Origin of the sequence: Gordonia lacunae (genome assembly GCF_002149015.1) — a bacterium.
Classification (GTDB): domain Bacteria; phylum Actinomycetota; class Actinomycetes; order Mycobacteriales; family Mycobacteriaceae; genus Gordonia; species Gordonia lacunae.
The window spans coordinates 25599-48610 of sequence record NZ_NGFO01000009.1 but is presented as its reverse complement, the minus strand read 5'-3'; the positions used below and the strand labels follow the sequence as shown (position 1 = coordinate 48610).

Annotated in this window: 20 protein-coding genes; 10 read left to right on the top strand and 10 right to left on the bottom strand. The window is 67.8% G+C overall.

Going from position 1 to position 23012, the window contains the following annotated elements; translation table 11 throughout:
* Nucleotides 1-63: 63 nt before the first annotated feature.
* Entirely contained in the window at nt 64-1404 is a 1341-nt protein-coding gene (locus CA982_RS09680; RefSeq protein ID WP_086535128.1) for an NtaA/DmoA family FMN-dependent monooxygenase, read from the bottom strand.
* Nucleotides 1401-2573: an LLM class flavin-dependent oxidoreductase gene (locus CA982_RS09675; protein WP_086535127.1), complete on the bottom strand. Its 1173-nt coding sequence runs from the start codon at nt 2571-2573 to the stop codon at nt 1401-1403. Before CA982_RS09675 ends, CA982_RS09680 begins: the two co-directional genes overlap by 4 nt.
* Before the next feature lie 188 nt (nt 2574-2761).
* Here CA982_RS09675 and CA982_RS09670 point away from each other — a divergent pair, with 188 nt between their 5' ends.
* The 3 genes from CA982_RS09670 (at nt 2762) to CA982_RS09660 (ending at nt 4703) form a co-directional block, all read left to right on the top strand.
* Nucleotides 2762-3922 (top strand): LLM class flavin-dependent oxidoreductase, encoded by a 1161-nt coding sequence (locus tag CA982_RS09670; protein WP_244176193.1) that lies wholly within the window; start codon nt 2762-2764, stop codon nt 3920-3922.
* Between the two features lies 1 nt (nt 3923).
* On the top strand, nt 3924-4118 hold the full coding sequence (locus CA982_RS09665; protein WP_086535125.1) for a hypothetical protein: 195 nt from the start codon (nt 3924-3926) through the stop codon (nt 4116-4118).
* Nucleotides 4119-4193: 75 nt separating this feature from the next.
* Nucleotides 4194-4703, top strand: coding sequence for a pyridoxamine 5'-phosphate oxidase family protein (locus CA982_RS09660; protein WP_086535227.1), 510 nt, complete (start codon nt 4194-4196; stop codon nt 4701-4703).
* A gap of 281 nt (nt 4704-4984) precedes the next feature.
* Here the strand turns inward: CA982_RS09660 and CA982_RS09650 are convergent, their stop codons facing one another.
* The 4 genes from CA982_RS09650 to CA982_RS09635 are packed head-to-tail and all read right to left on the bottom strand — an operon-like array spanning nt 4985 to nt 8779.
* Nucleotides 4985-5995 (bottom strand): glycine betaine ABC transporter substrate-binding protein, encoded by a 1011-nt coding sequence (locus CA982_RS09650; RefSeq protein ID WP_086535123.1) that lies wholly within the window; start codon nt 5993-5995, stop codon nt 4985-4987.
* Nucleotides 5992-6810, bottom strand: a complete 819-nt coding sequence (locus CA982_RS09645; RefSeq protein ID WP_086535122.1) for an ABC transporter permease — start codon at nt 6808-6810, stop codon at nt 5992-5994. Before CA982_RS09645 ends, CA982_RS09650 begins: the two co-directional genes overlap by 4 nt.
* The gene (locus CA982_RS09640) at nt 6807-8138 is read right to left on the bottom strand and encodes an ATP-binding cassette domain-containing protein (protein ID WP_086535121.1); all 1332 of its coding nucleotides are present in this window, start codon (nt 8136-8138) and stop codon (nt 6807-6809) included. Before CA982_RS09640 ends, CA982_RS09645 begins: the two co-directional genes overlap by 4 nt.
* Entirely contained in the window at nt 8135-8779 is a 645-nt protein-coding gene (locus tag CA982_RS09635) for an ABC transporter permease (protein WP_086535120.1), read from the bottom strand. Before CA982_RS09635 ends, CA982_RS09640 begins: the two co-directional genes overlap by 4 nt.
* A 135-nt stretch (nt 8780-8914) precedes the next feature.
* Here CA982_RS09635 and CA982_RS09630 point away from each other — a divergent pair, with 135 nt between their 5' ends.
* The 3 genes from CA982_RS09630 to CA982_RS09620 all read left to right on the top strand — a co-directional run bounded on the left by CA982_RS09630 (nt 8915) and on the right by CA982_RS09620 (nt 11986).
* On the top strand, nt 8915-9565 hold the full coding sequence (locus CA982_RS09630; protein ID WP_086535119.1) for a vitamin K epoxide reductase family protein: 651 nt from the start codon (nt 8915-8917) through the stop codon (nt 9563-9565).
* A 20-nt stretch (nt 9566-9585) separates the two neighbouring features.
* Nucleotides 9586-10287, top strand: a complete 702-nt coding sequence (locus tag CA982_RS09625; RefSeq protein WP_086535118.1) for a TetR/AcrR family transcriptional regulator — start codon at nt 9586-9588, stop codon at nt 10285-10287.
* 115 nt (nt 10288-10402) lie between these two features.
* On the top strand, nt 10403-11986 hold the full coding sequence (locus tag CA982_RS09620; RefSeq protein WP_086535117.1) for a cation:proton antiporter family protein: 1584 nt from the start codon (nt 10403-10405) through the stop codon (nt 11984-11986).
* A 39-nt stretch (nt 11987-12025) separates the two neighbouring features.
* On the opposite strand, the gene CA982_RS09615 is transcribed toward CA982_RS09620, so the two are convergent.
* Nucleotides 12026-12601: a GNAT family N-acetyltransferase gene (locus tag CA982_RS09615; protein WP_086535116.1), complete on the bottom strand. Its 576-nt coding sequence runs from the start codon at nt 12599-12601 to the stop codon at nt 12026-12028.
* 90 nt (nt 12602-12691) lie between these two features.
* On the opposite strand from CA982_RS09615, the gene mfd reads away from it, so the two are divergent.
* Both mfd and CA982_RS09605 read left to right on the top strand, forming a co-directional pair.
* On the top strand, nt 12692-16273 hold the full coding sequence (mfd, locus tag CA982_RS09610) for a transcription-repair coupling factor (RefSeq protein ID WP_086535115.1): 3582 nt from the start codon (nt 12692-12694) through the stop codon (nt 16271-16273).
* A 126-nt stretch (nt 16274-16399) separates the two neighbouring features.
* Nucleotides 16400-17308, top strand: a complete 909-nt coding sequence (locus CA982_RS09605) for a nucleoside triphosphate pyrophosphohydrolase (RefSeq protein WP_086535114.1) — start codon at nt 16400-16402, stop codon at nt 17306-17308.
* 151 nt (nt 17309-17459) lie between these two features.
* Here the strand turns inward: CA982_RS09605 and CA982_RS09600 are convergent, their stop codons facing one another.
* The 3 genes from CA982_RS09600 to CA982_RS09590 are packed head-to-tail and all read right to left on the bottom strand — an operon-like array spanning nt 17460 to nt 21015.
* Nucleotides 17460-18794 carry an amidohydrolase family protein gene (locus tag CA982_RS09600; protein ID WP_086535113.1) on the bottom strand — a complete coding sequence of 445 codons (1335 nt, stop codon included), beginning with the start codon at nt 18792-18794 and terminating at the stop codon, nt 17460-17462.
* Nucleotides 18791-19795, bottom strand: coding sequence for an isopenicillin N synthase family dioxygenase (locus CA982_RS09595; RefSeq protein ID WP_086535112.1), 1005 nt, complete (start codon nt 19793-19795; stop codon nt 18791-18793). Before CA982_RS09595 ends, CA982_RS09600 begins: the two co-directional genes overlap by 4 nt.
* A gap of 41 nt (nt 19796-19836) precedes the next feature.
* A complete protein-coding gene (locus CA982_RS09590) occupies nt 19837-21015 on the bottom strand; it encodes a nitrate ABC transporter substrate-binding protein (protein WP_086535111.1) in 1179 nt (392 codons plus the stop codon).
* 298 nt (nt 21016-21313) lie between these two features.
* On the opposite strand from CA982_RS09590, the gene CA982_RS09585 reads away from it, so the two are divergent.
* Together CA982_RS09585 and CA982_RS09580 are read left to right on the top strand one after the other, a co-directional pair.
* Nucleotides 21314-22093 carry an ABC transporter ATP-binding protein gene (locus CA982_RS09585; RefSeq protein WP_086535110.1) on the top strand — a complete coding sequence of 260 codons (780 nt, stop codon included), beginning with the start codon at nt 21314-21316 and terminating at the stop codon, nt 22091-22093.
* Nucleotides 22090-22974, top strand: a complete 885-nt coding sequence (locus CA982_RS09580; protein WP_208617922.1) for an ABC transporter permease — start codon at nt 22090-22092, stop codon at nt 22972-22974. The genes CA982_RS09585 and CA982_RS09580 overlap by 4 nt, the downstream gene beginning before the upstream one ends.
* The last annotated feature ends 38 nt before the right edge of the window (nt 22975-23012 follow it).

Here is a 23012-nt window from a genome sequence, read left to right as displayed (position 1 = left end):
CATGAGTCGGGCCGCGGTCGCGGCCCGGAATGCTCCACGACGAGCGCCTGTCGCCGGCGACGGTCATCCCTCCGGACGCGCCAGCCCCAGATTGTCCCGCAGCGTGGTGCCCTCGTAGTCGGTGCGATACACGCCCAGTTCCTGCAGGACCGGCACCACCTCGTCGACGAACCGGTCGAGCCCGCCGGGCACGATGTGGGGTACCAGGATGAACCCGTCGGCGACGTCGGCCTGCACGAAGTCGTTGATCGTGTGCGCGATCGTCTGCGGCGATCCGACGAACGACTGGCGGCCGGTGACCTCGATGATCAGTTCGCGCGTGGTCAGGTTCTTCGCCACGGCCAGGTCGCGCCACTCGCGGGCGACGGCGACCGGGTCGCGGTGCATGCGCACGCTCGCGCGTCCCTTCGCGACCGTGTTCTCGCCCGGGACCGGATCCACCTGCGGCAGCGGACCGTCCGGGTCGTGGTCGGTGAGGTCGCGGTTCCACAACTGCTCCAGGAACTTGATCGCCGTCTGCCCGCTGACCTGTTGCAGGCGCACCTCGTGAGCGAGTTCGGCGGCCTGCGCGTCGGTGTCACCGACGACGAAGGTGGCGGCGGGTAGTACCAGGAGGTGCTCGGGTCGCCGGCCGTAGGTGGCGAGTCGTCGTTTGACGTCGGTGTAGAACGCTCGGCCGGCGTCGTAGGTGGCGTGCCGGGAGAAGATGGCGTCGGCGGTCGCGGCCGCGAACTCCCGGCCCTCATCGGAGTCCCCGGCCTGGAAGATGACCGGCCGCCCCTGTGGGGGACGAGGGGTGGGGAAGTGCCCGCGGATGTCGAACTGCGAACTCGTGAAGTCGAATTCACCCGCCTCGTGGCGCGCGAGGAACCGGCCGCTGTCGGCATCGGCGACGACGTCATCGTCGCGCCATGAGTCCCAGAGCGTCGCTGCGGCGGTGAGGAATTCCTGGGCGCGTGCGTACCGCTGGTCCTCGGGCAGGTAGCCGCCGCGACGGAAGTTCTCGCCGGTGAACTCGTCCCACGACGTCACCACATTCCAGGCCGCGCGTCCGGCGGACAGATGGTCGAGGGTGGCGAACTGCCGTGCGACGTCGACGGGTTCGTTGAAGGTCGAGTTGATCGTGCCGGTCAGGCCGAGGTGGGTGGTCACCGCGGCCAGGGCGGACAGAACCGTGAACGTGTCCGGTCGTCCGACCACGTCGAGGTCGTAGATCAGCCCGTTCTGCTCGCGGAGCCGCAGTCCTTCGGCGAGGAAGAAGAAGTCGAACTTCCCGCGTTCGGCGGTCTGTGCGAGATGGACGAACGAGTCGAACTCGATCTGGCTGCCCGACGCCGGATCGCTCCACACCGTGGTGTTGTTGACCCCGGGGAAGTGCGCGGCGAGATGCACCTGCTTGGTCATGCGACACCGGCCTTTCTCGTGGCGAAGCGATTGGACGGACGGTCCAGGCCGAGGTGACCGCGCAGCGTCGGCTCGGTGTACCCGGAACGGAAGAGTTTGCGGCGCTGCAGCTCCGGTACGAGCTCCTGAGTGATCGCGCCCAGGTCCTCGGACAGGGCGGCCGGGTGCAGCCGAATGCCGCTGATGCCCTCCACGGCTGCCCAGCGCTCGATCTCGTCGGCGAGTCCGGTCGGTGTGCCGGTGAACACCGCACTGTCGGGGGTGAACGGTTCACCGGCCCAGTCGTCGAGCTGCGCCCGGCGTCCTTCCGCATCCGCGCCCGACCGCGCGAGCACGACGAACAGGTCGACGAACAGCAGTGCCGGGTCGGCGATCTCGCGACCGGCGTCGGAATGCGCGGCACCCACGGCGGTGACCGCTCGGACGGCGTCGTCGACATCGCGGGGGCTGATGAACCCGACATCGGCACCCCGCCCGATCACCCGCAGGTCGGTGGGATGTGCGCCGGTCGCGGCGATGACCGGCCGTCCCTGCGGCGGGCGCGGGGTGATGGCGGGGCCCCGCACCGAGAAGTGGTCCCCGGCGAAGTCGATGTAGTGCAGCTTGTCGCGGTCGACGAAGCGACCCGTTGCGACGTCGCGGATCTCGGCGTCGTCCTCCCACGAGTCCCAGAGCAGTCCGAGCACCGTCGCGAAGTCGAGGGCCTCCGACGCGAGATCGGCGAGCACTGCCGGGTCGTCGGGAAATCGCCGCCGGCCGAACAACGCGGCCTCGTCCGGGTCCGCCGTGGTGCGCAACACGACTCCGGCACGGCCGTTGCTCACGTAGTCGAGGGTCGCGATCGCCTTCGACACGTGGAACGGCTCGGTGTGGGTGGCGGTTGCGGTCGGGATCAGGCCGATCGAACGGGTCGTCGGTGCCAGACGCGAGGCGAGCAGCACCGCGTCCAGACCCCCGGTCGCCCGGTCGGTGCGGGGGCGCCCGCGGTGCAGGGCGAACGAATCCGCCAGGGTCACGAAGTCGAGCAGACCGGCTTCGGCCTCCGCGACACGACGCTGCCAATGCGCCGCCGTCGTCAGGTCGTGTGCCCGGGCCCCGGGTGCCCGCCATGCGCCCGGATGCGATCCCGAACCGTCCAGCGCCACGGCGACATGCACGTGGTCGGCCATCGAGCCTCCCTCGGTTGTGTTCGTCGAAAGTCTGTCTTCCGTCTCGAACGGTGACGGGGTGACCGAGGATTCCGGGGGCCGGGCATCGGATCGCGGTGGGCCAAACCCTTTCGAAATCCCGCCGGCCACGCTTCGGTGATCAGGATGAGGTGTGTTCGGCGTGAGACCGGAGATGGTCGGAGAGAGGTGTGACGGGAGTGGAAGAAGCGCGCCGCACCACACCGATCCCGCTGTCCGTGCTCGACCTCGCCCCGGTGACCGAGGGAAGTGACGCCGCGACAGCAGTGCGTCGCAGCGTCGCGCTGGCCCAGCATGCCGAACGTCTGGGGTACCGGCGGTTCTGGCTCGCCGAACATCATTTCGTCGCGGTCGCCAGTTCGTCGACGGCCACTCTCATCGGGCTGGTGGCCGGCGCGACCGAGTCCATCCGCGTGGGGTCGGCGGCGGTGCAGAGCGGGTTACACACCCCGGTGTCGATCGTGGAGGCATTCGGGACGATCGACGCCCTGTACCCCGGCCGACTGGACTTGGGCCTCGGTAGGTCCGCTCAACGTCGCACCGAGCTGTCGACTGCCGACCGGCAACCCACACCCCGCGAGCCGGCACCCCGACAGCCCGACCAGATCGTCGACGGTCTGCTCATCCCGACGCCGTTCCCCGTCGAGTCGATCCTGACCGCGCCGCGGGTCGTCGCCGCGTTCGAGGCGTCGCAGTTCGACGGTGCGTCACCGCCGGACTTCGACGACGCGGTCGGCGACGTCCTCGCACTCCTGGCCGGCGACTTCGACCACCACGACGTCGCACTGACCGCGGTGCCCGGACGTGGTGCGGACGTCGCGGTCTGGATCTTCGGGAGCAGCAAGGGGCAGAGCGCCCAGACCGCGGGTGCTCGTGGCCTGCCGTTCGTCGCGAACTATCACGTCAGCCCGAGTACGGTCCTCGAGGCCGTCGAGGCGTATCGCAGCGCGTTCCGTCCGTCGTCGGTCCTGGCCGATCCCTATGTCGTCGTATCCGCGGATGTCGTTGTCGCCGAGGACGAACCGACCGCACGTCACCGCGCGTCCACCTACGGACACTGGGTGCATGGCATCCGGAGTGGGGCGGGCGCGCAACCGTATCCGGACCCGGACACAGCGCGTCCCCTCGATGACGATGAACGCGTTCTCGTCGACGACCGGGTGCGTACACAGTTCGTCGGTGATCCCGAGACCGTCGTGGACGGGCTGCGCACACTCGCCCGGGTGACCGGCGCCGACGAGTTGCTGGTCACCAGCGTCACGCACGACTTCGACCATCGCTTGGCGTCGCACGAATTACTCGCCGCCGCTTGGGGATTGCGAGGACAGTGACATGACCGGTTTCGCGGCAGCGGATTTCGGGCGACGCGCAGGTGTGCGGGCGTCGTGGAACGCCTTGGTCGCCGGTATCAGACGCCGCGTCGACATCGATCTCCTCGCCGCCGGCGCGGCTCTCCATCCCGAGGCGCCGCCGCTCGGTCTGCCCCTCGAGACAGCAAGAACGGTCGGGCACGGACAGCCCTCGTAGCCGGTTTCCGGTGGCACCATGGGATTCCTCGGCGACGACGGTCGTCGCCCGCGAACAGCCACGAGGATGACCACGATGTACGAGACCCCGGATGAACTCGCCGAACTCCAGACGCTTCTCGACGCGTCCCTGTCCCGATCGACCGAGCACCTGCGTTCCATCATCAACACCGAGAACACCGTCGACGCATCACGATTGGCCGAGATCCTGACGGGCATGCGTGTGCTGGCACTGTCGACCGTGACCGCGACGGGTGAACCGCGGATCAGTGCCGTCGACGGACACTTCCTCCACGGAAAATGGGTCTTCGGTACGGCGCGTTCCGCCGCGAAGGCCCGCCACCTCCAGGCACGTCCGGCCGCCAGCGCCGCGCACATCCAGGGCGAAGAGCTCGGGGTGTTCGCCCACGGGACAGTCGAGATCCTCAACCCGATCGACGGTGACCGCGCCGACGATTGGCCGGAGTTGGTGGCGCACTTCAAGCAGACCTACGGCGACGACGCGTTCGACTGGGACCTGGAGGTCATCTACTTCCGATTGCACCCGCACTGGATGACGGTGTACGCCCCGAACCCATCTCGTTGACCGGGCGTCGAATCTCGTTGACTGGGCGTCGAATCTCGTTGACTGGGCGGCGAAATTCGTCGACTGTGCGTGGTCCCAGATCGGCTCGGCTCTCGGAACTGAGCGAGCGGACGAACCAGGCGCCCAGTCGACGAAAACGGACGCACGGTCGACGGAAACGGACGCACAGTCGACGAAAGCGGACGCACGGTCGACGGAAACGGACGCACGGTCGACAGGATCGGACGCCCAGTCGACGGAAACGGACGCCCAGTCGACGGAAGCGGACGCCCAGTCGACGGTCAGTCCACCGGGACGATGAAACCCTCGTCCTTCAGCCAGTCGTAGGCGACGTCGGCGGGGTCGGCACCGTCGATGTCGATGAGCCCGTTGAGTTCCTGCATGAGTTCATCGGTCAGCTTCGCCGACACCGGTGCCATGAGTTCGGCGATCTCCGGGTTGGCCTCGTTGACCCCGGTGCTCACCACGAGGCAGCCGCTGTAGGGCAGGAAGAACTTCTTGTCGTCCTCCAGGACGACGAGATCGAGGTTCTTGATCCGGCCGTCGGTCGAGTACACCATGCCGAAGTTGCAGGGTTCGCTGCGCGCGGTCGAGGTGTAGACCACGCCGGAATCCATGGTGGTCACGTTGCCCTTGGGGACTCCGCCGGGGGCGTCGAGCGGGATGTCGTAGGCCTTCAGCATCGGGATGAAACCGTCGGCGCGCGAGAGGAACTCGTCATTGATGCAGAACGTTCGCTCGGACTCGGGCAGCTTCGCGATGTCGGACATCTTGGTGACGTTCAGTCGCTTCGCCGTCGGCGACGAGGCGGCGAAGGCGTAGGTGTTGTTGAACGACGAAGGCGGCAACCATTCCACACCGTTGGCCCGTTCGGCGTCGCGGACGCGTTCGTAGAGTTCCTGCGGGTCGGAGATGGTCTCCGTCTCGCCGAGATAGGTCTGCCACGCGGTGCCGGTGTATTCCCAGACGATGTCGGCGTCGCCGTTGAGGACCGCCTGCCGGGACGACATCGAACCCGGCGCGTTGGTGAGGTCGTCGACGTCGGCTCCGGCGGCTGCCAGATAGGTCGCGGTGATCTTGCCCAGCAGGACCTGCTCGGTGAAGTTCTTGGACGTGACCGCGACCGAGGTCCCCTCGAGCGGACGCTCCCCGCCGGGAAGCGACGCCGGACGGAATGTCCCGGATGAACTGACCAGCCCGCACGCCGACAAGGTCAGCACCAGGGCGGCCGACGCGGCCAGGAGCGCGAGTGCGCGTGAGCGGGACCGGGACGAGAACGGCCGAGTCATCATGCGATCCCCCGTGGTGTCGCGGCGAGTTCGACGAGGCGACCGAGCCAGTCGATCGTCATGGCGAGCAAGGCGACCAGGATCGCGCCCGAGACCAGCAGCTTCGGCAGGAACAGCGTGATGCCGGTGGTGATGAGCGTGCCCAGGCTGTTTGCGCCGATGAACGTGCTGAGGGTGGCGGTACCGACCAGGATGACCAGTGCGGTCCGGACGCCGTTGAGGATGACCGGAACGGCGAGGGGGAGCTCGACCTGGACGAGGGTTCGGACGGCGGACAGGCCGATGCCCCGGGAGGCCTCGACCGTCCGCTGGTCCACCTGCCGCAGTCCGACGATGGTGTTCTGCAGGATCGGGAGCACCGCGTAGACGACCAGACCGACGATGGCGGTGTTGAATCCGGTGCCGAGCCAGAAGGTGAACAGCACCAGGAGTCCGATCGCCGGTGCCGCCTGCCCGATGTTGGCGATGTTGATCGCGATGGGGTTCAGCCATCGCAGAGACGGCCGGGTGAGTGCGATCCCCAGCGGGATGGCGATCAGGACGACGATGACCGTCGCGACGAGCGTCAGCTGGATGTGATCGAGGATGGTGGCGCGCAGCGCGGGCCACGACATCGACGCGCTCTCCGTGGTGGTGAACGTCGTGTTCGCGTACCAGATGACGAAACCGACGCCGACGACCACGATCACCAGCGGCTCGAACCAGACGTCGATCGGGATCCGGGCGAGGCGCCGCCGAAAGCCGTTCGGGACCGATTCCGGTGCAGGTGCTTTCGCGGTCTCGGTGATCCTCGCCTCCTCGGCGATGAAACCCGTCACCGGTCCGCACTCGTCTCGGGGGCGCCGACCGCGGCGGTTCCGGTGCCCGGGTTGGTGTCCCCGGCGCCGGGCTCGTCGTCGGCGGCGACGACCGGGGTCTCGACGGGGGCCGATCCCTCGGCGTGGTCGAGGTAGCCGCCGTGATCGTCGTCGTCGCGCACCGTCGCGAGCTGTCCGCGGATCGCCTCCATCACCGACGCGATGTTCAGGGCACCGACGACCGCGCCGCGTCCGTCGGTCACGAGAACGCCGCCCTGGCTGGTCGCGAGCATCGAGTCGAGGGCGTCGTTCAGCGTCGAGGACTTGGCGACGACGGGGAGCCGGTGATCGAGGTAGTCCGAGACCTCCGGCTTGGCGCGGATCTCCTCGACCGACGGCCAGGCGCGCGGGCGGCCGTGCTGATCGACCACGGCGACCCAGTCCTCGCCGGCCGCCTTCGCCCGTGCCACCACTGCTCCGGACGCTTCCCCGACCTGGGCGGTGATGACGTCGCGGAAGTCGACGTCGCGGACGCGGGTCAGGGTCAGGTGGGCGAGGGTCGCGCCCGAGCCCACGAACTCTTCGACGAAGGGGCTCGCCGGATTGGCGAGGATCTCCTCCGGGGGAGCGAATTGCTCGATGTGGCCGCCCTCGGAGAGGATCAGCACCTTGTCGCCGAGTTTGGTCGCTTCCTCGAAGTCGTGGGTGACGATGACGATGGTCTTGGCCAGCTCGTGCTGGATCGCGATCAGTTTGTCCTGCAAGCGTGCCCGGGTGATCGGGTCGACGGCGCCGAACGGCTCGTCCATCAGGAGGACCGGCGGGTCGGCGGCGAGGGCGCGGGCGACGCCCACGCGCTGCTGCTGGCCGCCGGACATGTCCTTCGGGAGGCGGTCGGCGAAGGTCGCGGCGTCGAGGCCGACGAGGTCGAGCAGGTACTCGGTGCGTTCGGCGATGCGCTTCTTGTCCCAGTTAAGAATCCGGGGGATGGCGCCGATGTTCTTGCTCACCGACCAGTGCGGGAAGAGTCCGCCGGACTGGATGACGTAGCCGATGGACTGACGCAACTTGTCCGGGTTCTCCGCGGTGACGTCGCGCCCGCCGATGTAGATGCGCCCCTCGGTGGGTTCGATGAGGCGGTTGATCATCTTCAGGGTCGTCGTCTTGCCGCATCCGGAGGGGCCGACGAAGGCGACGATGTCGCCGGCGTCGATCTCGAGGTCGAGGCGTGCGACCGCCGGCGTGGTGGTTCCGCGGTACCGCTTCACCACACCGTCGAGCCGGATGGACTCGCCGGTGACGTTGCGGTTGTTGCCGTTCGGCGCGGAGGAGGTGGCGGTGTCGGTCATGAGAGTCCCTTGGAGATGGTGAGTCGGCCGAGCAGAACCAGCAGAGCGTCGAAGATGAGGGCGATGATGACGATCAGAATCGTTCCGGCGAGCGCCATCTCGAGAGCGTTGGCACCACCCAGGCGGGAAAGCCCGTTGAAGATCAGCGATCCCAGGCCGGGCCCGAGAACGTAGGCGACGATCGCCGCGACACCGACGATCATCTGGGTCGACACGCGGATTCCGGTCAGGATCACCGGCCACGCGATCGGCAATTCGACGGTGAGCAGGATCCGCCACCTCGAAAGACCGATACCGCGGGCGGATTCGACGACGGACGGCGGCACGGAGCGCAAGCCGACCACCGCGTTGCCGATGACCGGCAGGGTGGCGAAGAAGGCGAGCATCAGAAACGACGGCGTCACACCGAGTCCGAAGGGCACGATCAACAACGCGAGCAGGGCCAGCGACGGAATGGTCAGCGCCACACGGCTCGACGTCAGTGTCAGTGCGCTCGCCAGGGGGAGTCGGTAGACGACGGCGGCGATGACAATGGCCACGGCCGTACCCACGAGCACTGTCTGGAACGACAGTGACGCGTGCTGATAGGTCAGAAAAGTGAGTGATCGTGCGTTCTCGCTGAGGTAATCCCACAATTGCACTGTCGGTGTCCCATCCCCGGTGTCTGGCTCGACATTACGCACGGATGAACGCAACTGCCGACATTTGGACCGATCCAGTGTGACTTTCCGGCGCCGCGGGTCGAACTCCGCCCGCGGGGGTGCCATCCTGGACGGGTGAGTGAGAGTGCGCTGACCAGCTCGGAGGCCGAGCCCGACGACGATCGGGCCCACCTGGCCGAGGCCGTGCGTTCGTGGACGCGGATCGTCGCCTGGTTGCTGACCGTCGGCGGGGCCATCGGGTTCGTCGCGGCGTTCGTGCTGACGGTGGAACGATTCGAACTGGCCGCCGACCCCGACTACGTGCCGTCCTGCAACTTCAATCCCGTGCTGAGCTGTGGTTCGGTGATGGCCGAGCCGCAGGCGGCGCTCTTCGGCTTCCCCAATCCGTTGCTCGGCATCGCCGGTTTCGCGGTCGCGGTCACCACCGGGATGGCGTTGCTGGCCGGAGCCCGCCTCGCGGGGTGGTACTGGGCTGGGCTGCAGGTCGGGGTCACCGCCGCCATGGTGTTCATCGGGTGGCTCATCTACTCGAGTCTCTACTCGATCGGAGCGCTGTGCCCCTACTGCATGGTGGTGTGGGCGGTCACCCTGCCGATCTTCGTCATCGTCAGTGTGCGGAACGCGCATGCGAGTGGTCTCACCGCGCGTTCGCGCCTTGCCCTGGTCCTCGCACGCAACCACGCACCGATCCTCGTCGTGGCCGTCGGACTCGTGATCGTGCTGATCGCGGTGCGTTTCTGGTCGTACTGGTCGAGCCTGTACTGAACACCTCTACGCTGGGGGCCATGGCTATCGGGCGTCCAGCGGAGGGTTCGGCCGAGGTGCAGCGCGCGCCCCGGGCGCGGATGACCGGCGCACAACGCCGGTTGCAGCTCATCGAAGTCGCTCGCGGACTGTTCGCCGAGCGCGGCTTCGAGGGCACGTCGATCGAGGAGATCGCACAGCGGGCCGGCGTATCGAAGCCGATCGTCTACGAGCACTTCGGTGGCAAGGAGGGGTTGTACGCGGTCGTCGTCGACCGCGAGATGGAGACCCTGCTCGAGATGGTCACCTCATCGCTGTCGAAGAACCGGTCGCTGTACCGCATCCAGCAGGTCGCGCTCGCACTGTTGACGTACATGGAGGAGCGCACGGACGGTTTCCGCATCCTGGTCCGCGGGGACAGCACCGCCGGGACCGGTGAGACGGCGACGTACTCGAGTCTCCTGAACGACGCGATCAGTCAGGTCGAGCACATCCTGGCCAACGACTTCGAACGGCGCGGATTCGATCCGGCACTCGCTCCGCTCTACGCCCAGGCGCTGGTCGGGATGGTGTCGGTCACCGCGCAGTGGTGGCTCGACGTGCGCGAGCCGTCGAAGGAGGTCGTGGCGGCCCACCTGGTCAACCTGTGCTGGAACGGTCTCACGCGGCTCGAGCCCGATCCCGCGCTCGTCGGACCGGACTACGTCGAATCGCTGAAGCGGACAAGGGTCGACGACGCCTGACCCGCACGCATCTATTGTTGATTCACTCTGCGTCTCCCGGCCGGAAGGATCAACCGATGTCGATTCCGTGTGGCGCTGACCGGCCGAACTCCGCTCGCCGCTGAGGCCGCCGGAGATGGAGACCGTCGGCATCTACCTGGTCGTCATCTTCGGCTGCGGTTTCCTCGCGCGCGTGGCGCACCTGCCGACCCTGGTCGGCTACCTCGCCGCCGGATTCATCTTGCACGCACCGGGAATCGACGAACTGCCGATCGTCGACACGATGGCCGAACTGGGTGTCACCATCCTGCTGTTCACCATCGGACTGAAACTCGATGTACGGATGCTGCTCCGGCGCGAGGTGGTCGTCACCACCGGGGTGAACCTCCTCGTCATCCTCGGTCTCACGATGGGCTTCCTCGGCATCCTGGGGGCGGTCGGTGTGCCCATGCTTGCCGGCGAGGACTGGGAGACGCTCGCGCTGTTGGGTTTTGCGCTGTCCTTCTCGAGTACGGTGTTCGTCGTCCAGGTACTGGACGAGCGCTCCGAGTCACACTCGCTGTACGGCCGGATCGCCATCGGTGTCCTCGTCCTCCAGGACATCGTCGCCGTCGTCTACCTCACCGCGATGCAGGGTGAACCGCCCAGCCCGTGGGCGCTGGCCCTTCTGCTGTTGATCCCCGGTGCGTGGATCGTCCGCCGGCTGTGGAACATGCTCGGTCACGGTGAGCTGCAAACCCTGTTCGGGATCGTGATGGCCCTCGTACCGGGTTACTGGCTCTTCGAATCCGTCGGTGTGAAAGGCGATTTCGGCGCGATGATCGTCGGGGTCCTGCTGGCGTCGCATCCGCGAGCAGGGGAGTTGTCGCGCACGCTGTTCGGGCTCCGTGAACTGCTCCTGGTCGGCTTCTTCGTGTCGATCGGGCTGCACGTCACGCCCACGACCGAAACGGTTCTGCTCGGCCTGCTCCTGATCGTCCTCCTGCCGTTCGAGGGCGCGGTGTACACGCTGGTCCTGTCCCTGTTCGGCCTGCGTCGCCGGACGTCGATCCTGACCGGACTCGCCTTGGCGAACTTCTCGGAGTTCGGGCTGATCGTGATCGCGACCGGGGTGGGAGCGGGGATCATCGGTGCGGACTGGCTGGTGGTGACATCGGTGGCGGTCGCGGGGAGCTTCGTGTTCTCCACCCTGCTCAATCGCCGCGGTTCCGGCCTGGTGACCCGGTTGTCGGCGTTCGTCCCGACCACGGCCGCGGCCCGCAGGCACCCCGACGACGCCCCGATCGTGCTGGCACCGGCGCGGGTGCTCGTCCTCGGAATGGGCCGCGTCGGGCACTCGGTGTACGAGCGGTTGGCCGACGAATACGGGCTTTCGGTGATCGGCGTGGAGAACGACCCGCTCAAGGCGAGCGAACTGGCCGGGCGCGGCGTCCGCGTGCTCGACGCCGACGCCACCGAGACCGACTTCTGGGACCGCGCCGTCGGCGTCCACGAGCTCGAACTGCTGGTCCTGGCGATGCCCTTCCACGGCTCGAATCTGGTGGCGCTCGAGCGGATCGAGGAACTCGGCGTCACCGGGACGGTGGCCGTGGTCGCGCAATACGACGACGAACGCGACGAACTGCTCCAGCGCGGCGCCGATGTGGCGTTCCACATCTACGAGGGCACCGGTGTCGGGCTCGCCGACGCGGCGGCCGAGGCCGCCGGGCTGGATCGGTGACGTCCGCGGCGAACCCGCGGGAGCCCGGGTCGCCCGCCGTCAGCCGTCGGTGCCGGCGGGGGCGTCGCCGTCCGGCCACAGGTCCTTCTGCATGTAGACACAGTCGATCCACTGCTCGGCCTTGTGGCCGATGGCGCGCAGACGGCCCACCTCGTCGAAGCCGAACCGCCGGTGCAGTGCGATCGACCCGTCACCACCCGTCGCGGCGATGACCGCGACGATCTGGCGGACGTTGTCCGGGTTCGCGCGTTCGAGCAACGCCGCCATGAGCGCGGTACCGATCCCGCGTCCGCCCTGACCGGGCCGGACATAGATGGAGTCCTCGGTCGACAGGTCGTAGGCGGGCATCGTCCGGAAGGTCCCGAGGTAGGCGTAGCCGACGACTCGCTCGACGCCGTCGTCGACCGCGCGTGCCACCACGAAGGGCCGGCCCGCGGCCGTGATCGCGGCGTGCTTGGCCTGCCACTGGGCCAGGGACGGGACCAGATAGTCGAAGGTCGCGACGGTGTTCTGCACGTAGTGGGCGTAGATGTCGGCAACGGCCTCGCAGTCGTCGATCGTGGCGTCGGTCACCCGGATCGGGGTCGCTGGTGCCTCGGGTACGCGCTCGCTCATGCCGACGAGGGTAGGACAGCTGCGCCGACTGCGAGAACTCCTGCTGACCGGGCGGGGACCGGCGGATCGTCGACCCATAGAATCGACGGAGTGTCGACGCAGTCTGCTCTGTCCGGTCTGGCCGCGCTCGCGTGTGCGGACAAGTCCTTCCGCGAGGTGCACACGCACCGGAACGAGCGTCGGCTGGACATCACCGCACCCGACGCCGCACGGCCGTTCCTCGTCTCGTGCCTGGTCGCCGGTGCCGAGTCCCCGCTCCTCGTCGTGTCGGCCAACGGCCGCGAGGCCGACGATCTGACCGCCGAACTCGCCGAGCTCCTCGACGATGCCGACGCCGTCGCGCAGTTCCCGTCGTGGGAGACACTGCCGCACGAGCGCCTGTCCCCGAGCGCGGACACCGTGGGCCAGCGACTCGCCGTGTTGCACCGCCTCGCCAACCCGGGCGACACCCCGTTGCGGGTCGTCGTGACCACCGTTCGCTCTCTCGTCCAGCCGATGGCCCCCGGGCTCGGCGACGTCGCGACCGTGACCTTGCGCGAGGGCATCGAGGTCGACTTCGACGCGCTGCTGTCGCAGCTCGTCGAGATGGCCTACGAGCGCGTCGACATGGTCGGGCGCCGCGGCGAATTCGCGGTGCGCGGCGGCATTCTCGACGTGTTCCCGACCACCGCGGACCATCCGGTGCGCGTGGAGTTCTGGGGCGACGAGATCACCGAGATGCGCGCGTTCTCGGTCGCCGACCAGCGCAGTCAGCCCGAGGTCGAGACCAGCGAGGTCCGGATCCACCCCTGCCGTGAGCTGCTCCTGACCGAGAAGGTCCGCACGCGCGCCGGCGATCTGGCGGTGAGCAACGCCGACGACCCGACCCTCGCCGAGATGCTCGGCAAGCTCGCCGAGGGCATTCCGGTCGAGGGGATGGAGGCGCTGATCCCCGCGCTCGTCGACGGTGGCATGCAGTTGCTGACCGAGGTGGTGCCCGACGGCACCCGGGTGCTCATCCTCGACCCGGAGAAGGTGCGGACCCGTGCCTCGGACCTGTCGAAGACGGGTGCGGAGTTCCTCGAGGCGTCGTGGACCGCGGCCGCCATGGGCGCCGGCGCCCCGATCGACGGCAGGTCCTCGGCAAGCCTCGGCATCGATCTGCAGGCCAGCGCGTACCGCCCGCTCGACGAGGTGCGGACAGCGACGCTCGACGCCGGACGTCGCTGGTGGACGCTGAGTCCGCTCGCGACCGGCAGCGGTGACGAACTCGAACTCGACCTGGCCCCCGGCCCCGCACCTCGGGGCGACGACCGCGAGATCGCGGCGACCTTCGCGCAGTTGCGCGCGCACGTCTCGGACGGCAAGACCGCGGCGATCGTGGTGGCGGGCAAGGGTACCGCGCAGCGCGTCGCAGAGCGGCTGTCCGACGCCGAGGTGCCGCACGTGATCGCCGAACCCGGGCACCGTCCGGAGCCCGGTGAGGTCACCGTGTTCTGCGCCCCGCTGCGCGCCGGGATCGTATGTCCCGATGCGGGACTCGTCGTGGTGGCCGAAGCCGACCTCACCGGTACGCGGGTCGCCAACGTCCGGGACGGCCGGCGCCTGCCGGCCAAGCGGCGCAACCAGGTCGATCCGCTCGCCCTGGCCGCGGGCGACCTCGTGGTGCACGACCAGCACGGCATCGGCAAGTTCGTCGAGATGATCGAACGGACCGTCTCCGGTGCCCGGCGTGAGTACCTCGTGCTGGAGTACGCCTCGAGCAAACGTGGGCAGCCGGCCGACCGGCTGTATGTACCGATGGATGCGCTCGACCAGCTCTCCCGCTATGTGGGCGGCGAACAGCCGTCGCTGTCGAAGCTCGGCGGGTCGGACTGGCAGAACACGAAGCGCAAGGCGCGCAAGGCCGTTCGTGAGATCGCCGGCGAGCTCGTCCAACTCTACGCCGCCCGCCACGCCGCGCCCGGACACGCATTCGGTCCCGACACGCCGTGGCAGCAGGAGATGGAAGACGCTTTCGACTTCACCGAGACCGTGGATCAGCTCACGGTCATCGCCGAGGTCAAGGCCGACATGGAGCGGGCGGTCCCGATGGACCGCGTCGTGGTCGGCGACGTCGGTTACGGCAAGACCGAGATCGCGGTCCGCGCCGCCTTCAAGGCCGTGCAGGACGGCAAGCAGGTCGCTGTCCTCGTCCCGACGACCATTCTGGCGCAACAACATCTGCAGACCTTCACCGAGCGGATGAGCGGATTCCCGGTGCGGGTGCGCGGCCTGTCGCGGTTCACCGACGCCAAGGAATCCCGCGAGATCACCCAGGCGATGTCCAAGGGCGAGGTGGATGTCGTCATCGGTACCCACCGCCTCCTGCAGACCGGGATCGTCTGGAAAGACCTCGGACTCGTCATCGTCGACGAAGAGCAGCGCTTCGGTGTGGAGCACAAGGAGCACATCAAGTCGCTGCGCACCCACGTCGACGTGCTGACGATGTCGGCGACCCCGATCCCGCGCACACTCGAGATGTCGATGGCCGGCATCCGGGAGATGTCGACGATCCTCACCCCGCCCGAGGAACGGCATCCGGTCCTGACCTACGTCGGCGCCTATGCGCCCAAACAGGTCGCCGCCGCCATCCGTCGCGAACTGCTGCGCGACGGCCAGGTGTTCTACGTGCACAACCGCGTCTCGACCATCGACAAGATGGCCAAGGACATCGCCGCGATGGTTCCGGAGGCGAGAGTCGTCGTCGCACACGGTCAGATGGGCGAGGACCAGCTCGAACGAACGGTGTCGGGGTTCTGGAATCGCGAGTACGACGTGCTGGTCTGCACGACGATCATCGAGACGGGCCTGGACATCTCGAACGCCAACACCCTGATCGTCGACCGTGCCGAGAACCTCGGTCTCTCGCAGCTGCACCAGCTGCGCGGTCGCGTCGGCCGAAGTCGTGAGCGTGGGTACGCGTACCTGCTCTACAGTCCCGACCGGCCGCTCACGGAGACCGCGTACGACCGGCTAGCGACGATCGCGCAGAACAACGAGCTCGGCGCGGGCATGGCGGTGGCACTGAAGGATCTCGAGTTGCGCGGCGCCGGAAATGTGTTGGGCGCCGAGCAGTCCGGACACGTGGCCGGTGTCGGATTCGATCTCTACGTTCGTCTGGTCGGCGAGGCGGTGGAGGCGTATCGCGCTGCCGCGGACGGGAAACCGGTCGAATCACGCGAGACGGGGGAGGTGCGCATCGATCTGCCCGTCGACGCGCACATCCCGGTCGAGTACGTCGACTCCGATCGCCTGCGCCTCGAGGCGTACCGCAAGCTCGCGTCGGCGACCGACGACGCCGCGGTGGACTCGGTCCTCGTCGAACTCAATGACCGGTACGGTCCGCCGCCGGTGGAGACCACTCGCCTCGCGTCGATCGCCCGGCTGCGGTTGCGGTGCCGGGAGCGGGGGATCGCCGAGATCGGCCTCGCCGGTCAGGGCGTCAAGATCTCGCCGTTGTCGCTGCTCGACAGCGAGCAGGTCCGGCTGCGTCGCCTGTACTCCTCGGCCACCTATCGGGCGACCACATCGGTGGTCACGCTGCCGATCCCGCGCACCGGAGGCGTCGGATCGGCGCGTCTGCGCGACGACGAGCTGATCGAGTACCTGACGACGTTCCTCACCCAGCTGCGACCGGAGCCGCTCGGATGAGCCGCTGACACCACCCGTCCGGGCCGGGCGGAGGACGATGGATCATCGTTGACACTCCACGGAGCCCTCCCGGAGTGGGGGATGAGTTGATCGAGACGGCGGGGGTCGAGAAAGGGCGTACGACGAATGACGGTGGTGCTGCTGGATCCGGCACGGCCAGACCTGATCCCCATCCGCGCGCGCAGATGTCTGTCCGGACCGGTGCGGGTGACCGAGGACGTGCCGGCGGCGATGCTGTGGGAGTTCGACTCCGTGGAACCGGTGTTCGACGAGACGACCGCCACGCCCGGGTCGGTGCTCGTCAGCACCGACCCCGACCATCCGCTCGTCCGCGCACGTATCGAGCGCGGTGAGGAGGTCATCGCCGCGCCGAGCGTTGCGGGAACGGCGCTGCTGGAGTCCGTGGCGCTGATGGACACCTTGCGGCGGAACGGGCCGTGGGAGAGCACGCAGACGCACCACTCGCTGCGCCGCTATCTGCTCGAAGAGGTCTACGAGCTCCTCGACGCCATCGAGGCCGGCGACCCCGTCGAGCTCCGCGAAGAACTCGGAGATCTACTGCTGCAGGTGCTGTTCCATGCGCGGATCGCCGCCGACGATCCCGCCGCCCCGTTCGACATCGACGATGTCGCCCGCAGTTTCACCGCCAAGGTCTCGGGCCGTACCCCCGGTGTGCTGTCCGGGGCCCACTCGGACCTCCAGACGCAGATCCGGGAATGGGAAGAACGCAAGGCAGCCGAGAAGCGCCGCGGTTCGGTGCTCGACGGGGTGGCGACCACCCAGCCCGCTCTCGCGCTGCTGCAGAAGGTGCTCGAACGGCTCACCGCGGCGCACTATCCCGTCGACACCATCCCGGCGGAGACTCTCACCGTGACGGTGACCGCAGGTGACGACAGCGTCGAGGCGCAGGCGCGAGACCGCGCGCTCGCGTTGATGGCCGACGTACGGGCGGCCGAGAAGCGCGCTGCCGAGCGGGGCGTGACTCTCGACTCGCCGGAGGCATGGGCAGCCGTCCTCGACGAGAACCCGGCCTGACCAGCTCCCCGATCGCTGCGAGCAAGGAACGGTCAGCGCACAGTCGACGGAATCGGCTGCACAGTCGACGGAATCGGCTGCACAGTCGGCGAAATGTGCTGCACAGTCGACGAAATCGGCTGCACAGTCGACGATCTGGTCGTTCCTCGACTCAGACGGCCAGCGCGGCCAGCTGTTCGGTGAACTCCGCCTCGTCGACCCTGGTGTTGCGTCCGTCCTCGACGAGGATCTCGCCGCCGACCATCACCGTGTCGACGATGGACCTCGACCCGGTGGTGAGCAACGATGCACCGGGATCGCGAACGGGGAGCGTGGCGTAGTCGCGATCGAAGCGCACCAGGGTCAGGTCCGCCGGTCCACCCACCGTGACCCCGCCGACCACCGGCGGCAGACCGAGGGCCGAGTTGGCTCCGCCGCAGGCGATGTCGAGCATCTCGGCGTAGCCGAGGAGGTCGGCGCGTCGATGGACGGCGCGCTGGAGGTAGGCGGCGATACGCAGTGTCGTCATCATGTCCTGGGTGTCGTTGCTCGCGGCGCCGTCGACACCCAGGCCGACGGCGAGTCCGCGTTCCAGCATCGCCGGTACCGGGGCCACCCCGCTTCCCAGCCGCATGTTCGACAACGGGTTGTGCGACACCGCGACACCCCGGGCTGCCAGGGTCCGCCGGCCGGCGTCGTCGAGCTCGACGCAGTGGACGGCGAGGACCCGGTCCCACAGGAAACCGTTCCGGTCCAGGTGGTCGACAGCTCCGAACCCGGTGTGTTGCAGACACATCTGCTCGTCGGTGCGGGTCTCGAGCAGGTGGATCGACACCGTCAGGTCGCGGTCCTCGGCGAACTGGCGGATCGTCCGCATCCCGGCATCGGTGACCGACCTGGGGTTGGGTACCGCCAGCGCCATCGAGATCCGGGACCCGGCGACCTCGTTCCGAAGGTGATCGACGTGCTCGAGAACCTCGCCGAGTGGCTGCATGAGCCGCGGCTCGAACCCCCACTTGCGGGTCGGGTCGGGCCGATCCGCGATCCCGCGGCCCAGGATCGCGCGGATCCCGGTGTCGCGCAACGCCCGGACGACGGCATCATGCACGTCGGCTGACGTATGCGGCCACATGTGTTCGACCACCGTCGTCGTGCCCGACCGCAACAGCTCGAGACAGGCGGACACGGCGGCGAGGTAGGCCCGCTCGGGCGTGATGGCCACGGACTCCTCACCCACGGCGAGCAGCCATTCGAGCAGCGGTGTGCACTCGGCGACACCGCGCATGAGCGTCTGCTGGAGATGGGTGTGGGTGTTGACGAACCCGGGGATCACGTATCCGCCGGTGCCCGCACCCGGACGGGTGGTCGGTTCGACCGAGCTGACCACGCCGTCGACGATGTTGATGTCGCAGTGCGATCGCCATGCGCCGGCGGTGTAGACCGTGACGTCGCGGAAGGCCGGGGCCGCCGTGGTGGCGGCGGCCCCGGACGAGTGCGCGTCCCTCACTTCGCGAAGTTCGCGGCGATGCGCTGGGCGAGATAGTCGGCAGCGGTGATCGGCGGGTAGGTCCCGCCGGCGCTCTCGATCAGCACATCGGAGTTCGCCTGTGCGAAGTACGCGAGCGTGTACCGCGGACCGGTGTACTCACCCCGGCGGGGAGCCCGCACGCGGTGGAAGTTCGACGGCAACCGGTCGTCGGACCAGCGCATCAGCATGTCACCGATGTTGCAGGTGATGGCGTCGTCGGACGGTTCGACCGACGTCCAGGCCTGGCCGTCGGCCTCGGCCCCCGGCAGCACCTGGAGGCCGCCCTGTCCGGACCGCTGGAACAGCAGGGTCAGCGCGTCGAAGTCGGTGTGTGCGCCTGCGCGCCAGCTGTTCTCGGTCTCCAGTAGCTCCTCGGGGAACGCATAGTAGTGCAGCAGCCGCAGGGTGCTCTGGTAGGTGTCCGACGAGGGGTCGTGCGCCCTCGTGAAGAAATCCTGCTCGAGACCGAGGCGCTCGGCGAAACGGCTGAGCAGGGTCATTGCCAGCGACCAGCACCGGTGCTCGAAATCCTCGATGGTGGCCCGGAATCCGGCCAGCTCGTCCTCGGTGGGCCACAAGCCCTCCATGCGGGGGCGGGTGAACTGGTAGGACTCCTTCTGGTCCGGGGTCCCGATGGACGGGCGGACCTGGGTGCGGTACTCCCAGCCGGCGTTCTGTCCCTTCTTGAGCGGGTACTTCTCCTTGACGTCGCGGGGCAGTGCGAAGAACCGGGCGGACATGTCGAACGCGTGGTCCACCGCCACCAGGTCGATACCGTGGTCGATCACCTGGAAGAAGCCGATGTCGGTTGCAGCCGACCAGAGTTGATCGGCGATCTCGTCGCGGCGGTTGTCCAGGTCGGCCAGGCTGATGCGACGGATCTCCCGGGCGGTGGTCTCGGTGCCCAACCCGCCCATCCGGCGTTCGCGGTCGAGTTCGGCCATGTCGGCCGGTGAGTGCAGGGGGGTGGTCTCGGTCATCGTGGTCCTCACTTGATCGTTGATGATGCTGACACGACGGGTCAGCGGATCTGCTCGCTGATGAACTGGGTCGTGAACAACTGGTCGGCGGGCAGCGAAGGCGGGAGGTCGGCGCCGCCGGCGTTCAGGATCGGCACGAGGTCGTTGATCACGTTCTGCGCCTTGACCATGTCGTAACTGCCGTAGACGCCGTCAGCGCCCGGGGCGATGACCGCGCGGTCCTTGAGCAGCCCCGCCGAGTACGCCGCCTCGCCGGCCGAATAGGGCGTGAAGGAGACGTCCTGGGCGACCCAGTCGACGATGGTGGCGTTGACGGCGTCGGGCGCGGCCACGTAGTCCTTGCCGGTCTGCTGGATCATCGGGACCAGCTTCGCCAGGCACGGCGACATCTCCGCGACGTCATCCGCGCGCACCGAGACGTTCGACGCATACACGTCGTATCCGGCGTCCTTCACCATCGCGTAAGCGACCGGCTTGTTCCACGACGGGGTCTCGTTCTCGTAGGTGTAGGGCTCGGAGTTCGCGAAGCCCTGCTGGGTGATGGTCGGATCGCCGACGAAACGGGCCGGTGCACCGTCGTAACTGGTGTCGAGCTGGCGCTGCTCGAGCAGACCCTTGGCCACCAGCCACTGCGGGAAGATCTGATCCTTGGACACCACCACGCTCGCATCGGACCTGCCGATGTCGGCGATCGTCTTGACGTCCGGGTGCGACGCGGGGTCCCACATGATGATCGACGGGTTGTACTGGAGCAGCGGCGTCACCCCGACGACGCGTTGGTCCTTGGCCGCGGAGATCATCTGATCGCCGTGAACGAGGCCGAGGTGGATGGAGTCGTCGGAGTACATCGCCGACGGGACCGACTGGAATCCGATCGCGGGACCGCCTGCGCGCAACGTGATGTCGACACCGGTGTCCATACCGTCGAAGGCGAGCGGCCCGGAGACCGACTTGTTGTCGGTGTCGACGGTGTACCCGGGGCCGAGGAGTCCGATGACCCCGGCCATGTCGGACTGTGGTTGCCACTGCAGTTGGATCACGACGTTGTCGGGACACGTTCCGGCAAGGGAGGATTCGGCGGGTGCCGGCGGCAGGCTCGACGCCGCGGTGTCGTCGGACCCGGAGCTCGAACATCCGGCCAGAACGGCCGCGCAGAGGGTCGCCGCCGTGACCGCGGCCAGACGCGAGTGGCGGGTACGGAACGGTGGGTGAGAAGTCATGGGATCTCCTGGACTGAGGCCGGTCGTTCGCGACACATTCGCGATCTACATGTGAAAGCTAGGTGGCCGTCTCGGATTCCGCCAGCCGGGGCCCAGCGCAGTCTCAGCGTCCTGGGTATGGTCGAAAAACAACTGTGAACTGCACTGATGACCCCGATTGAGAAAGTGTGCCGGGGGTTGATTCCCGGTGCCGGTGACGCAGTGTTTACACGACGTCATCGGACTGAAATACATGTAACCAATCATGGTGAAGCAGATAGATGCTGGTGATTACATGTAGCAAGGACGGAAAGGTCGCATGAAACTCTACGACACCGTGAACGACGTAGATGCGCGTCATCTCACCAAGGATGTCGTCGCCTCCGTCTCCGGGGTGACCAAGCGATTCGACTCCGGGACCCGGGCGCTGGACCGTGTGGACCTCGACGTGCGCACCGGCGACTTCGTGGCGGTCGTGGGACCGTCGGGATGCGGCAAGTCCACGCTGCTCCGGATGGTCGCGGGACTCGAGAAGCCCACGGACGGAAGCGTGGCGCTCGCCACGGAGTCGGTCGGGTTCATCTTCCAGGAGCCCACCCTCCTGGCCTGGCGCAGCGTGCGGGGCAATGTCGAAGTCTGCGCCGAGATCGCGCGACTGCCGCGGGGAGAGCGCAGGCGCCGGGCGCAGGCTGCGATCGATGCGGTCGGTCTCACCGGGTTCGAGTCGCAACTGCCGCGCATGTTGTCGGGCGGCATGAAGATGCGTGCCTCGCTGGCCCGGGCGCTGACCTCCGAGCCCGAATTGTTGCTCCTCGACGAACCTTTCGGCGCTCTCGATGAGATGACGCGGCTCGACATGCAATCCGAGTTGCAACGGCTCTACGCCGAACGCCGGTTCACCGCGATGTTCATCACGCACTCGGTGTCCGAAGCGGTCTTCCTCGCCAACCGGGTGATCGTGATGTCCGCACGCCCCGGGCGAATCGTCGCCGACATCGCCATCGACTTCGCTCACCCCCGCCACCCTGATCTGCGTTATGACCGCCGCTTCACCGACCATGTCGCCGAGATCTCCGAAACTCTCCGAGGTGCACGATGACCACTGCCGCCCGATCTCGCCCCGCCACCGGCGTGCAACCAGGGCCTGTCCCACCGTCCGGGTCTGCCGGGGGATCGGCCACGCCGTCCGAGAAGGGCGTTGCGCGCCGGATCGCGGCAGCCGTCGTGCGATACGGTGCCCCACCGGTGCTGTCGCTCGCCGTCGGGATCGCCGCCTGGTACGCGGTCAGCTATCTGATCCTCAGTCCGGCACGGCGATTCCTGCTGCCACCCCCGCACACCGTGCTCGTCGAGTCGCTGCTGGACCCCGATCACGTGGGGCCCATGCTCGATGCGCTGTGGGTCACCGCCAAGGTGTGCTTCGTCGGCTTCGCCTTCGCCGCGCTCATCGGCGTGTCCATCGGGGTCCTGATGAGCCGGGGTTCCTTCATGGAGCGGGCGATCTACCCCTGGGCCGTTGTGCTACAGGTGATCCCGGTCCTCGCGATCGTCCCGCTGATCGGGCTCTGGTTCGGTTACGGGATGGTCGCCCGCACGATCGTGTGCGTGATCATCGCCATCTTCCCGATCATCGCCAACACGCACTTCGGTCTCGTGTCGGTCGACAAGTCGTCGCAGGAATTGTTCACCCTGTCCAAGGCGACGCCGGTGCAACGTCTGCTGATGCTCGAGTTCCCGTCGGCGCTGCCGTCGATGATGACCGGGTTCCGCACGGCTTCGGGACTGGTCGTGGTCGGCGCGATCATCGGAGACATGTTCTTCGCCAAGGGAGAACCCGGAATCGGAACCCTGCTCGACATCTACCGGGCCCGCCTGCAATCCGACGATCTGATCGCGGCGATCGTGCTGGCGTCGGTGTTCGGCATCCTCGTCTTCGGCGTCTTCAGCATCCTGACCGCCGCCGTGAACCGCCGTCGCTGAGTGCGAATCACGCTCAGTCCCAACAACAATTCTCACCC